Genomic DNA, 16,224 nt, shown 5'->3' with positions numbered 1-16,224 from the left:
GCGGTGCGGGTGGACGGTTCGTGGTCGCTGAACCCGGTCGTGGAACTGCGCACATTGTTCGAAGGTTTGCCCACTCCGGTGCGGCGCCCGGTCGAACTGGGGGTTTTCGGGGGAGACCTGCCGCGCGCCGACGTGTCGGGGATGCGGTGGATGGCCGCGGAGCTACGGGCCAAGGCCGCCGCCATGAACGGTCACGCGGAGGACGCGGAGGAGATACTGGCGCAGGAGGATTCGCTCGGCGTGCTGGGCGACCGAGTGCGCGAGATTTTGCATCTGCACCGCGAGGGCGCGGCCAGGCTGCGCGAGGAAGCGCTGGCCTTGGCCGATCAGGCGCACGCCGCCGCCAACGATGCGGAGAAGACGCTGTGCGTAATGTTCGCGTTCGGCATCGAGCTGGCCTGGCGCATCATCGCGACGGTCTCGGCAGCCGCCGCGGCCGGCCCGGCCGGAGAGGTTGCCGCGGCTCCCGCGGTGGAGTCGATGCTGGTCGAGGGCCGGGGCAAAGTCGCGCTGATGCGCGCGGGCCTGGAGCAGGCCTACAAAGTGAGCGCGGCGACGACGGCGGCCCGACTCTCTGCGTTGGGCCCGTACCGGTTGGTTCTGGCCGTCGGCAAGGCCGCCGCGCTGCCCGCCGGGGTGGATCTCGCGGCGCAGCTTATGCAGGTCGCGTCGGGGGACCGGAACTCGACCGTCAAGGGCCCGAACGGGGAGAACCCGAGGGGTATCGATCTGAAGTCGATCGAAGCCGCAGCAGTGTCGGGCGCGGGGGGTGCGGTGGGCGGCGTAGCCGCAGGCAGGTTCGCGCCGAAGGTCTTTCCTCGTCTGGAGACCAGCCGCTCGGCGTTCGGGCTGGTGCAGGGGGTCGCGGGCGCGGTGTCGGGTCTGGGTGCGGCGGCATTGATCACCGGCTGGCCGGAGAACTTCGAAGATGTTCTGGCGTCGCTGCTCAGCGGTGGACTCGGCGGAGTCGTCGATGTGCACGGTCGCGCCCACTCGGATCTCGGTTCCCCCCTCGGGAAAGTGGTCGACGGCAGCGGAGGCTACGTCTCTCCGGATCCTTCGACGGTGAGTCTCAGCAAGGATGCCGTGACGCGGCTGGCGGGGGCTCCCCAGGGAGTGAAATCGCTGACGCCCGCCCCGCCTGTCGCGGTGAACAGCAAGGGCGGTTCCGCGCCGCAGCCCGTGAACTCGGCCTCGCCGGGCAACGCTATGGGCGCCGGAGAACCGCAGCCCGAAGAGATCCCCGTCTCGTCGGGTCCGTCGGGAGCGACGGGCGATGGGCAGCATGAGCTGGACGAGGCGGGAGACCTGGCGCGTCGCCTCGCCGATTCGGGACCGGGTGAGCAAACTCCGGGCCCGGATGAACACGTGAGCGGTCAGGCGGGGGCGGATGCGCAACCGGGGGACTCCGATTCGCCTGCGGGGCAGGGCGAGCGGGCAGCGGCGGACCGTGCCGAGGATCGAGCGCCCGGTGTAGACCTCTCCGCCGGTGCCGATGATCCCTCCGGTGACGGCGCGCAGGCCGACGGGAATGCGCAAGGCCATGCTGGCGCTGCGCGGCTCCGTGATGGCGATGGGGCGCATGGCGGCGGCGCGCAGACTGGTGGCGCCGGCGAAGCGCGAACCGGGGACGGTGGGACAGCTGGTGGTGGCGGCGCCCAAGCCGGCAATGGGCAGGCGGGTGGCGGCGCGCACGGTGGTGGCAATGCGCAGGCCGATGGTGGTGTCCACGGTGCTGGTGGCGCACCGGCTGGAGGTGGTGTGGCTTCCGGTGCGGTCCTGTCGGGCACGGACGGCGACCAGTCCGGTTGGCAACGGCAGCGATCGGCAGAGCATGGCGAGGAAGAAGCGCGCGCGGTCGGTGGCAGCCGGAGGGCCCGGGCTCCGGTCGGTGACGGTACGGCTGGGCACGAGCCGGCCCACGCGCGGCCGGGATCGGCGAAGGTCGATTCGCGGGTGGAGGTGGGCGATGTATCCGGCCGCCATGGTGGGGGTGGTGAGGCCCCGCCCCGGGTTACGGCGCCGAAGCAGGCGGACCTACCGCCGGGGCACGGGCCGTCTGTGGGGAACTCCGAGGGTGCGGCCGCTGATGCTCGCCCGATCGGGTACGAGGAACCGAGCCGCCCGGCGCAGGAGTTGGCACAGCAGCTGGTGGGGTTGCCTTCGGCGGATCCGGCGACGAAGCAGGACCTCGGCCCCGAGCAGCAGACGCAGTTCAAAACCGCGGCGCAGAAGGCGCTGACACTGTACCGGCTGCGGCAGGAGGAGCTGGCCGGTGAGTCGTGGGAGCAGCGCAGACACGCGATGGAGCACGGCGATCGGGTGGAGTCGCTGCTGCGGTACATCGATGCGATGCGCGAGGGGACCGGAAAGACACCGCGGTGGAATCAAATCAAGGCGTTCCTGCTCGGTGAGCATGGGTTCATGCGTCAGATGGGCACAGGGCAGGGCAAGTCCATGGTCGGTGCGCTGGACACGTTGTGGCAGTTGTCGCGAGGTGAGCCGGTGGAGCAGGCGAGCGGTGAACCGGTGCGGGTACATCATGTGATCACCACAACGGAGGTGCTGGCCAACGAGGGAGTTCGGGAATTCGCACCGATGCTGCGCAGTCTCGGGTACGAGGTAGCGCGCTGGGATCCACACGATCCGCCGGTCGAGCCGGAACGTCCGACCGTGTACTACATGACCTACGACGAGCGCGCGACCGCCGAGCTGTTCGACCGGCCGCCACCGGGAAAGACCGCGACCATCGATGAGGCGGACGCGGTGCTGGTGCACAACCAGACGGTGCATTATCAGTCCGAGGGGCAGCGGGAGATCGCCTCGGGGGTGGAGGCCGCCGGGGTATACCGGGTGCGGGACTTCTTGAAAGCCGTCTTGCGCAGCAGGATCACGGCGTCGGAGGACCTGTCGGTGCACCTGGAACAGGCACTGCACGATGGGCCGTTGACGGCGGAGGAGGCGGGGGCGGTACGAGCGCTGACGGCGGAGGAGGTCGGGGCGGCACGGACGCTGTCGGCGCGGTCGCTGCGCGAGCAACCCGAGCAGTGCCTGGATACGGTGAACCGGCTGTGGGAAAGGTACGCCGGGCGGAATTTCACCGCTGAGGAAACCGAGATGGCTCGTGCTTTCCTCGACGTCAAAGCCGGTCGGCTGAAACTGAATCGGGATTTTCAGATCTTCGGAGCGGGTCTCGAGAAAAAGGTACAGATTCTCGACGAGTACGGCAAGCCGCGAAGCGATCCGAAGATCGGCACCGAGAGTAGGTGGTTCGGGGGGCGCCACAAAATGGTGGAGGCGATATTCGGTGCTCCGGTGTATTCCGATGGGACGGGATCGAAACAGGTCACCGTGGAGGATGTCCTCGGCAGGTACGAAAAATTGCATCTGATGTCGGGGACGCTGGAGCGGACCGCGGCGGAGATCAAGGAGAATTTCCCGGTCGAGGGTGGCTTGGCGAAGGTGGAGGACTTCGGCCGTTCGAAGCTGGCAGGGGAGGAGGATCGGATATTCCTGACCGAGCCGGAGAAATTGCGTGACGCGGTGGGCCGGGTGCAGCAGTTGCAGGGCGAGGGGCGGCCGGTGCTGGTGATCTGTCCCTTCAACGATGTGGCTCGGAATTTCTCGCTGATGCTGACCAAGGCGGGCGTGGAACACAATGCGATCGACGCCCGGTGGTTCGCCGATCACGGCGACAACAATGCCGCCGAGGAACACCTGCTGTCGGTCAAGGACACCGCGGGTGCTCGGGGCGCGGTGACTGTCGGCACGGGGATGCTCGGCCGGGGTTTCGACGTGTCGATCAGCGACGAGGTCGACCAGTTGGGCGGGGTGCACGCGCACATGCTGGGGCGTTCGCCGACCAATCCGGACGAGGACCATCAGTGGTCGGCGCGCGCGGGCCGCAACGGCCGCAACGGCAGCTTCTGTTTCAACGTCGCCGCGTCCGACCGCCTCTACAGCGAGGCTCAGCATCACGGTGCGCGGGTCGCGGTCACCCACTATCGGGCCGCGGTGGCCAAGCACGCCGAGGCCACCGCCGAATACAGCGAAGCCACCCGTCAGGTGGGTAACACGGACGCTGCACAACCGGGGCAGGCCGTGCAGGCGGCGCGAACCAAGGTCGCGGCTGCTGCGGCCGATGTCGCCGCGGCCGAGCGGGAGATGCGCAGCTTGACGTCCTCCTTGCAGAACGATGCGGCCGACCGCACGTATCTGCAACGTGCGATGCGCCGCGCCAACCAGGCCCACGCCCCCCCGGCCGCGAGAGATCTGGCTGCCACCTCGGCAACCTCGCTCCACAACACCAACCCCGCGGGCCTCCTGCACACCTGGCCGGGCGCGGCCCATACTGCGGCGGATAGTTACCAGACCAGATCGGACACCCGCCACGTCGGGGTGGATGTGGACCGGGCAGCGATGGATGCCGTGCACACCGGCCCTGACGCCTTCCAACCGCACCTGCGGGGGGACCGGTTCGGGCGGCTGGCCGCGTGGCTGGGAATACCCGCATCGATCCAGGCGGCCGTGTTCGACACCGACGATGACGACGACCCGTTGAGCCGACTGCTGGAACGAGCAGGCGTCTCCTCCGCTGCCGTGGAAGCGCTGAACCAGCACCTCGACCACGCCCCGCCCACGGCGGTGCTGCAGGCGGACGCCCTCACCGACGAGCAAGCGTTGAATCATCTGACGCCGCGGCGCAACCGGCTGGCCGCCGAACTCGGCTGGGAACCCGCCCAGGTGGCGGGCGCAGAAGGAGTGCGCCAGGTCGGCGCCGCCGTCGACACAGCCCGCAAAGAGCTGGCGGACCTGCTGGACCTTCCCGCCACCGAGGTGAACAGCGCCACTGCTCGCGACGAACTCGCCGACGCGGTCGCCCGGATGCTCGGCCCCGGCGAAACCGCCGACGACCCGGCCACCGACCTCCTCGTTCTCGCCGCCTCCACCTACCTGGCCGTCATCGCCATGCTCGACCTCACCGTCGCTATCCACCAGCGCAGCCCGAAGAGCTGCGTCAACAACGGCGTGACGATGATGCGGGTGCTGTACCCCCACAACGAGCACGCCTACCACATGCCGGACGACATGCCACTGCGGGGCCACACCGAGGAGGACACGGAGCGCGCCTTCGGCGGTGCCTTCCGGACTTTCGGGTCGCTGGAGGAGGCCGCCGACTCGCTGAAAGAGCGGCCCGGGGGCAGCCAGGCACTGGTCTACAAGTGGCTGAACAACGGGGAAGTCGAAAGCCACCTGGTGCTACTGGTCAACGACAGTGTCCGGGCAGATGCCCCGAATCTGGTCGTCCTGGATATAGCGGCCGCCCTCGGAGAGGCTCCGATCACCCCCACGGATCTGGCCGAATCCCGTGCGCTGCTGAACAAAGCCGTCCCCTTTCAGCAGTGGCAACACAAACAACAGCCCTACATGGACCAGCTCGACCAAGCCGACCGCGACATCTTGGCAATAGAATTCGACCATACGGGCGAACCCCTCGCTCGCCTGACCACGCCGCAGCGTCTGGTCGTCTCCTCCCCGGAGCCGGGCTGGTCCCCACCATCCCAATGGTCGAGCCGCAGCCCACCATTTCGCCAGGGCCGGTTCGCACTGGCAGGCTATCGACCACCTGTTGATGGTGAGCCTCCGGACAACATCCGCGCGTCCACTCCCACCCTCGCGATCCAACGGGAATCCGACTTGTCGCGGTCGGGTCAACACGGTGTTCCGATCGGCAGCCGGGCACTATCGGACCCGGCCGCAGTCCGATCTCCGCTGCCCGACATCGGTGGGACGACGGCTGCCGACAGTGACCCTCCCGGACATCAGCCCACCGGACCGGACCCGATCGCCGGTGATAACAGTAGCTACCCAAGGGAATCCACTCCGCGGCCCGGCGGCCCGGCACGAGGTGAATCGGCCGTGTTCTCACCGGACATGTCCGGGCAGCGGGTGGGCGCAATGGTGGCGGAACTGCTGGGCGATCCTTCCCCCGGCGCGGCGCGGTTGCGGGCCGCCGCCGCTCTGCTGGTGGACTACGCGCTGACGGTCGCGGCCGGAGACGAAGTCCGGCTGTCGTGGGCGACGCGGGACGGGACCGGACGCGAGGTCTTCGGTTCGGTCGAGGGAATTCGGGCGCCCGAGCCGCGAGCCGTGCCGGCGGACAGCTGGGGCGGAGCTCGTTTCGGCGAGTTCGCGTGGGCGGAAACAGGCGGATCCTGGTCGGTGCGATTGTCTGGCGAACGGAAGCGCTTTCGCCGGGTCGCAGAGGCGCTCCCCGCGCACTTCGCCGCTCTCGCCTCCGAGTTCGGTGCCCATCGGGTGAATTCGGTGATCACCGACGCGGTGGAGCTGGCGGCGCGCCGCCGTGGCGGCTCACTATCGGTCCGGGCGAGCGGCGAGCACCTGCGAGTGCGTGTGCTGGCCGACGTCCTGCCCGAGGAGATGATTCGCGACCAGGACGTACTGTTCGACCAGACCATCACGCGGCACGGAGTGAGCGGCGGTCCACAGGGATTCATCGGCAGTCGGCCGCGGGAAGAGGACGCGTCCGGCGACGACGCGTCCGCCGGTCCCGACTTCCAGGACTTGGTGCTCGCGGGCAGGGCGTCCGGAACAGCTGACCGCTCGTTGGTCGAGGATACGCCGGGGGTGCGGGTCGAATCGGTAACCTTCGGCAACGGCACCCGCGTCTTCGCCGAGACGTACACCGACCCTGTCGCAGCTCTCGAGCAGGTGCTGCAACGGAAAGTCGCTGAGATCATGGACGCGCCGGTCGCGCGTACGTGCCTGATTCTGCAGGACGACACCGTCTATCGGGAGATCACTGCCGGGCAGCCGGGCGACAGCCTGCCGGCACTGGACCGCGAGATTCTCGGCTCGCGCATGGCCGGGCGACTCGGCCTCTTCGACGCGGTGACCAGGACGAACCGCGCTGCGCGAGAGTGGAGTGTAAGCCCGGACAACGAGGTGCGAGGCGGTCGCGCCCCGTCCGCGATCAACGCGACGCCGACAGGTGCGTTCGCCGCGATGTTCGTGCGGCCTATCGACGGCCGTGAGGAGTGGCAGCACCACGGCATTCCGAGGCCGGAGCTCTCGGCCATTCGGGAGCGGGTGGCGTACCTGCAATCGTGGATTTCGGATCTTCCGGTACCCAACGAATACAAGCCCGCGCTGCATCACATACACGGCCGATACATGGACGCGCTGGCGGAGGTCGAGTGGCGCGGCGCGCAAACCCCGGGCGAGATATCGCATCGCGCCGGGCTCGACGTCGAAGCGCAGGCCAAGGCGCGGCTGGTCGAGGCGTTCAACCGCGACTACCCGCACATGCCGATCTTGGGGTTCGAACATCCAGATGTTCCCGCCCACGTTGTCGAGGAGATCCTCGGCGCGCTGGACGAGATGTTCACCAGGTTCCCGGGTCGTACCAACATCCGGGGACTATGGATCGATTACCTGGGTAACGAGAACGCCGGCGCCGCGTCCTTCGCCCAGCGCGACTCCGAAACCACGTTTCGAACCCTGGGGATACAGTTCAGCTTGCGCAATGCCAGCAGGCCGGCATGGACTGTCGAACGCGGTATCGAGATGCGGGAGCGCGGTTTCAATCCGATCGGTGACAGACCGTTCCACCATGATGCCGTCCACGAATTCGTCCACGCGATCGATGCGGTGGAGCTCCTGTCGGTAACCCTGCGGCAGGTGCTGGACGAGACCTGGTCCCAGCTCCACGAATTGGGCCTGATCCGAGAAACCGAGCAGACCTGGCTGGCCCGGCTGCCCACGTACGCCTTCGTCGACGGAACAAAGGCGACGCTTCGTGAATACGAGGCCCTTGCCGTCGGGTTCGCCGAGGCGGACATCCACGGCGCGGCGGTCGGCACGCCGCAGTGGGTGATCCACCAGTACGTCACCGCCGGTCGGCCACCACAGATCACGCCGGACCTCGTCGTCGAACTCCCGGCGCAGGGGAATCGACCGTCCTCGGCCTCGGCAGGCGACCCCGGATTCATCGGCAGCCGTCCCCCGGAGCAGTCCGATCCGTCGTTGGACGCTTCGCGGGGCGCGTGGCTCAAGAGGTTGCGGCTCGAACAGGGGATGAAGCAGAAGGACGTGGCGCAAGCGGCGGGCCTTTCCAATGCCGCGCTGTCCAATATCGAGAACGGGCGACGGACGTCACTCGGCACTTTTCAGCAGGTCTGCCGCGCGCTGGGGGTCGGGGGCGAGGCGCTGACCGAGGCCACTCGGCGGTTCTATCCGGATGTCGAACTCGAAACCGATGCCGCTGCGCATGATTCGCCGGGCGGCTGGGTCGCCGGGCATCGTAATACCCGGGGCATGACGAAGGCGGACCTCGCACGCGCGGTCGGAGTGACGCCGACGCGGATCGGGGAGATCGAGAACGGGGACCGCCCGCCACCGAATCTCTTCTTCCGTATCGCTCGGGTATTGGGAGTGGGTGAGCAGGCGCTGGCGGAGGCTACTCGTAGCCTCTATCCGGATCTTGTGCTCGATCTCGATCCGACGGCGCACGATCCCGGCTCACCCGGTAACTGGATCGTGGCGTTGCGCCACCACCAGGACGTGACCCAGGCCGAGGTGGCGCGAACCGCGGGCACGTCGGCGGGATACCTCGCCGGAATCGAGGGCGGAGAATACATTCCGAGCTCGATCATCTTCCGGCGGATCTGCCGGGCTCTGGTCGCGCCGGAACTCCTCAGCACCGCTACACACCATTTCTATCCGGATCTCGTGCTCGATCTCGATCCGACGGCGCACGATCCCGCGGCACCCGGCAGCTGGTTCGTGGCGCTGCGGCACGACCGGGATATGACCAGGACCGAGCTCGCGAAAGCGATCGGGCCCGGTTGGGGTCATCTCGCCCATATAGAGACCGGAAATTATGTACCGAGGTTCGCGGTTTTTCGGCGAATCTGCGAGGTATTGGGGATCGATGACGCATCGCTCGCGGTAGCAGCCCGGCACTTCTATCCGCACGTCGATCTCGATCTCGAGCCGGCGGCACACGACCTCGGCGGGTGGATCACCGCGCTGCGTAACGACCGGGACATGAGCCGTGCCGAACTCGCCCGGGCGACCGGTCTGTCCACGAAGTACCTGGCACAGGTGGAGACCGAGAATCAGCGCCCGCGGTTCGAGACGTTCCGGCGGATCTGCCGGGCGCTGAGCGTCTCGGGTGGCCTGCTGATCCATGCGGTGCGGGATTTCTACCCGGATGTCACCGCCGATATCGATCCCGCCGCACACCGATCGCTGGGGCGTTGGATCGCGGCGTTGCGTCACGACGAAGGGATATCGGCGGCCGAACTCGCGCAGCGAGCGCGGATGCCTCGCAAAACCGTCTCCAGTATCGACAATGATCTCTATCTTCCGCGGCTGCGCACATTGCGGCAACTGTGTCGAGCGCAGGGCGTCGGTGGCGAGTTGTTGCTGGAGATCGTCGAGCGGTTCTACGCGGATCGCTACGAGCCGTCCGGCTATCGAGACGAAGAAGAACTGTTCAAACGGTATCTCGTGACTCGGGTGGGTTCGCCCGAAGAGAAGGCGATTCAGGACAGGATTCTCGAGAGATTCGCGTGGGTTCCGGAGGCGGTGGCGCGTCGCGAACCCGCAGACATTCGTGACGAAGCCGTACAGGCCGCTTGGGTGGGGATGCTGGGCGCGATGACCAACCACGTTCCGTCTGCCTCGTTCGCCGCCCATGCCTGGGCAAGTTGCCGCGCGGCGGTATTCCGGTACCGTCTCGCGCTCCGATTCCCCGAACTCGACAATCGCACCCGTAAGCTCGTGAGCACGGTGGAAGCGCAGATCCATCGGATGGTCTCCGAAGGCGCGGCGCTCGAGGACAGCGAGATCGCGCGGCGAGCGGGATTGAAGGTGGCCGACGTCGGGCTGGCTCGGGAGATCCTGGCTCGGCCCATTCTGCGGCTGGATGCCCCGATCAGCGGCAACGACGGGTCGCGGCACTGGACCGTAGCCGATCCGGTTTCCCAAGGGTTCTCCGACCGTGACTTCGCGATGACGGTCCGTGCCGCCTTGGCCGACATGGCCGACCCCGCCACTGCGGAGCGGCTGGTCATGCTTCATCTGGTCGAGGGCATGTCGCTGGCCCGCGCTGCCCAGCAGGTGGGGTTGCCGGTTGCTGCTGCGGGAGATGTTCTCGCCGATATGGTGGTCCGATTGCGCAGCGCGTTCGAGTATCGCGAACCCGCCGACCTCATCGCGAGCGAGCAGCAGGCGAGGGCGGAGCCGGATCAGTCGCCGATTACATCGGCGAGGCGCGACGATTCCGAGCCAGGGGAGGGCACGACCAGGCCGGGCGGGTTCATCGGGAGCAGGCCACCCGAACCGGGTGAGTCTGCACATGGGCCGACTTCGGAGGAGACGCCGCGGACGACGCCTTGGTCGCGCGAGTTCATCGACGGACTATCGCTCACACCCAGCGAGACCGAAATTCTCGCGCATGTGCGAAAGGGCATTACGCACGCCCAGATTGCGATTATGCTCGATCTTTCCGAGCGTGATGTGCGGGCGAAGCTGGCCAGTGTCCGTCGCAAGCTCAGAAATCAGCGGATGCGGCTGTTGCGGCTGTTGACAACGGGCCGCCCTGCCGACCCGTCCACGACATCCGAATCCGACCGTCTCCGAGCGGCCATGTACGCCGCCCTCGTCGGCGCCGACCAGCCGGATCCGCGACAACTGATTGCCGAGGCGAGCCAAGAGCAGCTGGAACGCACGGTGCAAGGACTCGGCTCGGATCGAAGAGCGCTACGCCAAGTCCGAGCGGGAGCACGCAGCCAGGTGATCCGCAACATGGCGCTGCTCGCGGCGCGTCGATCGGTGAGTGCGCTCGCGGCCGAACACAACCGGTCGCAGGCGGTGTTGGCCACCGCGCTGGCCGAGGCGAGTCCGGCCGACCTGCGGACGGCACTGGACGAACTCACTGCCGCCGAATACCAACTCCTGATCAACCGGTTCGGGCCGGTGGTATCACCTGCCACCTTCGATCCGGAGGATTCCGTGCGTGGCTTGCGCGCGGTCGATATCGTCCGACACGTCGCGACGCGGATCGCGACCCGCGCGGGATTGTCCACCGACGGCGAAACCGATTCGGACAGAGGCGAAATCCAGCGCGGACAATACCTCGCGGAGAACGAACTTCTTGCCGCGGTGCAGCACACGCACTCCGCGGCAGCCCAGACATATACGACGAACGAATGTCTGGACGCGGTCGTGGAATGGATGGACCGGCAGGACCCGACGCAGGCGGATGTGGCCGTGGCATACCGCTGGGGATCGTTGCCCGTGGATCACGGTTTCGATGACGAACAGCGGCGGCTGGCCGACGAGGCGCTACGCGCGGGCGGTATCGACGACGCGGATAGGTTGCAGCGTTGGGGGCATCGCCTGTCGGCGGGTTCCGCACAACGCCGTGCGATCGAGAACGGCGAGTGGTGGGACACGCTGAGCGACCCCGCCGAGCCCGGTGGGCTGAGCAGCACGCAACGGGCGCTCATCCAGGTCTACCCACACCAGATCGGTAACGCCGACGGCCTTCCCGCTGTGATCCGCGACCACGCAAACCGGCTGTCGATCCGCCGCGAGCTGGACGAGTTCGTCGCCCGCAGGCCGGTCGGGGTGGGAATGCTCGACTGGATGCGGACCGAACTCACTGCCGCCGAGAGGAAACAGTTCAGCAACCTGATCCATGTCCGAAATCACCTGCGACAGCTGGACCTGCAGGCCGCCGAGATGCCGGGCAGTCCTCCGGTGCACCTGCTGTGCTACGACTCCACCGCCTTCCACGGCAAGGGCAAGGTCGTCGCCGCGCTCGGCAATGTCGACACCGCGCACACGGTGAACTGGCATGTGCCCGGTACGAATACGACGTCTTCCTCGCTCGCCTACCAGTTCAAGCCGCTGCGCAACCTGTATGCGGAGACGCTGCGCGTCGATCCGTCGCTGGAGCTGGCCTCGATCATCTGGATCGGATACGACGCGCCGACCGGGCCGCTGAACACCGGCTATGTGAAAGCCGCCTTCCGACGCCGCGCACGGGTCGGCGGAGACCGGTTGCTGTGTGACATCGCGGCACTGCATGCCACTCGGCGTCGCGCCGGAACCGCCGCCCCCGGCAGGCTTGTCAACCGGCTCTACGGGCACAGCTACGGTTCGGTCACCACATGTTATGCCGGCCGCGGCGGCAGGCTCGCCGGTCTGGTCGGCTCGATCACCCTCTCGGGGTCACCGGGAGCGGGTCCGGTCCGCCACGCCGAGGAATTCGGCCTCGGCTCAGGCGCAGTCTATGTCCTCGCGTCGTGGCGCGACCCGGTAACCATGTTCGGAGCGGACAAGCCCGGCGCATGGAGCCGCTTCAACCCGAGGCTCGGACTCGGCATGGACCCCGCCACCGAGGCATTCGGCGGCAAACGAATCGGCGCCGAGTTCCCCGACTCACCGGCCTTCGCCGGCGTCGAGGACGTGCATCAGGGCTATCTGCACCACGACTCGGCGACGGGGCAGCCCAGCGAAGCATTGATCAACTCCGCGCAGATCACCGCCGGACGCGGCGCGACCCTGGCATCGGTGGATCGCCGTCGACCCGGCCGCAGAATGATCGCGCGACCGGTCGACTCCGAACACGGACGATACGCCGACGGCAACAGCGATTCCCGGCACGGCAAAGGCGACCCGAGCTCGGGCGGATACATCGGCAGCAGACCATCCGACAACTCCGATTCCACGGACGAACGGGGCTGGCGAGGATCTTCCAGCGCCGAGTCGAACGACCCCGCCGCCCAACGAAATCCCGCCGCGGAGACGGCGCATCGATCGACGTCAGGCAAGGCGGTGCCGGGGGGCACGCCATGGTCGCGGGACCCGGGTAACGCGTCGCGGCAGGGGGTGGGCCGCCGCAGTGGGACGTCCGATCCGGCAGTGCGCCGCGCGGGAGGTCATGCCGAGCAATCACCCGATCCATCGTCGGACGGTGACGGCCGTGCGGTTGGCCGGGAGCCGGTGGGCTCGCTGGGAGAGATGAATATACCGACGGAGTGGCTGCCGTCGGCGCAGGTGCCCCGCACGGTCGTATCGCTGATCCGCGGGATGCTGAAGGAGGGGCTGACCAGGGTGCTCGAAGACCCGTCACTGGGACCCGCGATCATCACCGAGATCGGGCGGCGGTTCGCGGAAACTGATGTGCCGCTGAAGATCGGTGGAACCAGCCGGCGGCTGACGGAGTTGTTCCCACCGGATGAGCTTGCCTACCTGCGGTATTCGTTGGAGCGATCGATCGCCTCGGCATGCCTGCAGTACAAGTTGACCGAGACGGCGTTGCAGCAGATGATGCACCGTCCCGAGCGAGTCACGGCGGCACTCCGGTCGACGTATTCGCACGTCGAGCCGGGCTATATTGCGTCGTGGCTGGACGACGATTACGTGATGCACGGCCGGGACGGATACCCCCGCGACAGCGGCCGGCACGCGTTCATGCAGGCGGCGGTAGAGCACCTGACCGTGGTCTGGGAGCTGGTGGACGGGCCGGCATGGCAGGATCTCGCGGCGATCAAGGATGAACGCACCCGGGACCGGGCACCCATCCTGAATTCGATTCCGCCGCACCGCCGGGCCGAACTCGATCTGCCGGCCCATTCCGTCGACGAGTTCGACATACCGGGCAACAACACGGTGCTCAGCGCCGCGACCAACATGGGCAGCGTGCTTATCGTGCTGCGCGGGTATCTCGAAAGCCTCGCCGAGCATGCCGACGTGATCGAGGGCTGGCCGTGGGCCCGCATTCAGCACGGCGTCCTGGAATTCGCCAGCCGCTTGAGTGTGATGGCCGGGGTCACGTTCACCACACTGGGAGACTTCACCGAGCCGCGCCACCCGCCGCGGTTCGCCGTCGAATTCGACATCGCGAGCCGGACGATCACGTCGGTCGCGATCACCGGACCGGCGAAACAGGCACGCGCTGCCGACCGTGGGGGTGTGTGCCCGGGTTTCGTCACGTTCTACCCGGCCGGCGAAGCCGAGGTGTCCACCGGTCAGCTCCGGCGGTCGCTGGCAGGAGTAGACGTCGAGCCGCACCGCTCGAGCTCCGGCTCCAACATCGCGATGATGGTCGGCGGATTCCTGCTTCCGCTCCTGGGTCGAGACTATCCGCAACTTCGGCTCACCAGGCCCACACTCACCGACCTGATGACCGGGCAGTCCGTCGATCCATCCTTACATCCGGCCATCCCGCCGACAGCCGCTCAGGACAGCGTGACGACCGGCGACAGGGGAAGTACCGGACCGTCCGGTCGCATCGACAGCCGTTCGCCGGAGGATGTCGACCGAGCCGAAACACCGCACCCTTACCGCGACCTCCTGGCCACTGAGTCGGCGTTGCGGGCGGAACTGGCGGTATTGCTGCAGGTGGATCCGAACCAGGTGCGCCAGGCAGCGGTACGCCAGGGATTGAACATGGTGTTGGAGCGGTTGCGGCATTTCGATCCCGCGAACTGGGAACGAGCGAAGCGGGCGGGTGATCTGACCCGGATCGGCCGCTGGATCGGGGAGTGGGTGCAGCTCGATGCAGATTTCCAGGCTGCGTCGGCCGACAGGATCCACAACGGAGGGGATCCGGCCCGCAAAGCCGAACTGGACAGCAGAAAGGACGAACTGGACAACAGGAGAACAGATCTCGCTAACGATCTGCGCCAAATTATAGGTCTTGCCGACAAGGCCTGGTTGACCGATACACCGGTCACCACCGACCCGCTGGCCGAATTGCGGCGAATCGCCGCCGAGATTCGATCTACGGAATTGGCGAGATTGATCGTAGCGGTCGCCCGGTTCCTCGACCCGGGTGAGCCCGGGCCGATTCCACTCCCGGTCGAGAGCCCGGTCACCGCACCGGCCCCGTTCGATGCGATGTGGACTGTGGAGCCTACCGTCGATTCCGTCGACCCGAGCGACGCGACCGAGCAGTGGCACGCTCTCCGCGCGTCGCTGGCCGAACTGATCGAGACAGACCCGGACGAAGTAGAGGCAGTGCCGCTGCAATGGGCGCTGGATCTGGCGCTGGATCGTTTGCAGAGTGCGGATTTCGAGCAATGGCGGGATGCGGTTGACGCCGACTCGGCGGCCCGCCTGCTGCCTTGGATCAGGGACACGATGCTGTGGAAGCGAGACGTCGCCACCGCGATGACACAGATGGCCCGGTTGGGACGACATGATCCGGCGGTCTGGGATCGCCTGCAGGGCAGGGCTGATCGGATCGAACAGGAGCTGATGGAAATAGTCGGCGGGGCGGATTCGGCGTCGGAATCGGGCGTCACCGATCCGGTCACCGAGCTCTGGCGGCTGGGTCGGCACACCGACGCCTCTCGGATTCTGACGCTAGTCACCGCCGCTGAGTCGTTCCTGGTACTGGACGAGTTCGGGGTGGCCCCGCGGCCCGACCCGGATACGGTGGCGCGATTGGCGCGTGCGGACCCGGACATTGCCACCGCGCTGTTGGATGGCAGCCGGTCTCCCACGACTAACACGGACCATCGGGTGCTCACGGTGGCCTCGTGGCTGGGGTATCCGATCGGCGCCGAGACGAGCGCTCGAGCGCTCGGTGACTGGCGAGCGGTGGCAGACCATTTCGTCGACAATGAAACACCCGACGTCGGGACAATCGATAGCGCACCCGATTCCGGAGCGAGCGGATTGCCTCGTGCGGGCACAGGTGGTGCCACAGCGGCCGATCCGACGCAGAACCCGGCGGCTGCGCCAGGTGAAAGCGATCGTCCACCAGGCCTCATCGGCAGCCGGCCACCGGAGGGATTCGAACCGACAGATCCTGCGCGGGAGGATCGCCGATCACCGCGAGGGTCACGCAGGGGCAGCACCCCGCCTGAGGCGTACGCACCGGTCGATCCCGTACACCCGCATCCCTGGCGGAGAGCTCTCGGCGCCGACCATACCGGCCCGCTGCCGGATCCCTGCGCCGAGACGCCTCATCGACCGGCGGGAGCCACGCCGTGGTCGGGGAGCCCAGGCAACTCGCCTCATCAGCCGGCGGCCGTGCAAGACGACTCCTGAACCCTGCCTCGCACTCGATGGGGAGATGTCGACCTGACTTGGCGCCGTCGCCGGTCCCAGGTGGGGTTCCGGTAGTAACCGCCGAAAAACCAACGGATATGGGTATCGCCGCGGCTGGCCGCCGGTGAG

Annotated in this window: 1 protein-coding gene; it reads left to right on the top strand. The window is 67.4% G+C overall.

Going from position 1 to position 16,224, the window contains the following annotated elements; translation table 11 throughout:
- Window positions 1-9 precede the first annotated feature (9 nt).
- On the top strand, window positions 10-16,095 hold the full coding sequence (locus ACZ6DL_RS19895; protein ID WP_466052989.1) for a helix-turn-helix domain-containing protein: 16,086 nt from the start codon (window positions 10-12) through the stop codon (window positions 16,093-16,095).
- The last annotated feature ends 129 nt before the right edge of the window (window positions 16,096-16,224 follow it).

The organism is Nocardia sp. NPDC041819 (genome assembly GCF_055590505.1).
Note: the sequence above shows the minus strand (reverse complement) of the source record. Positions and strands in the feature narration are given on the sequence as shown.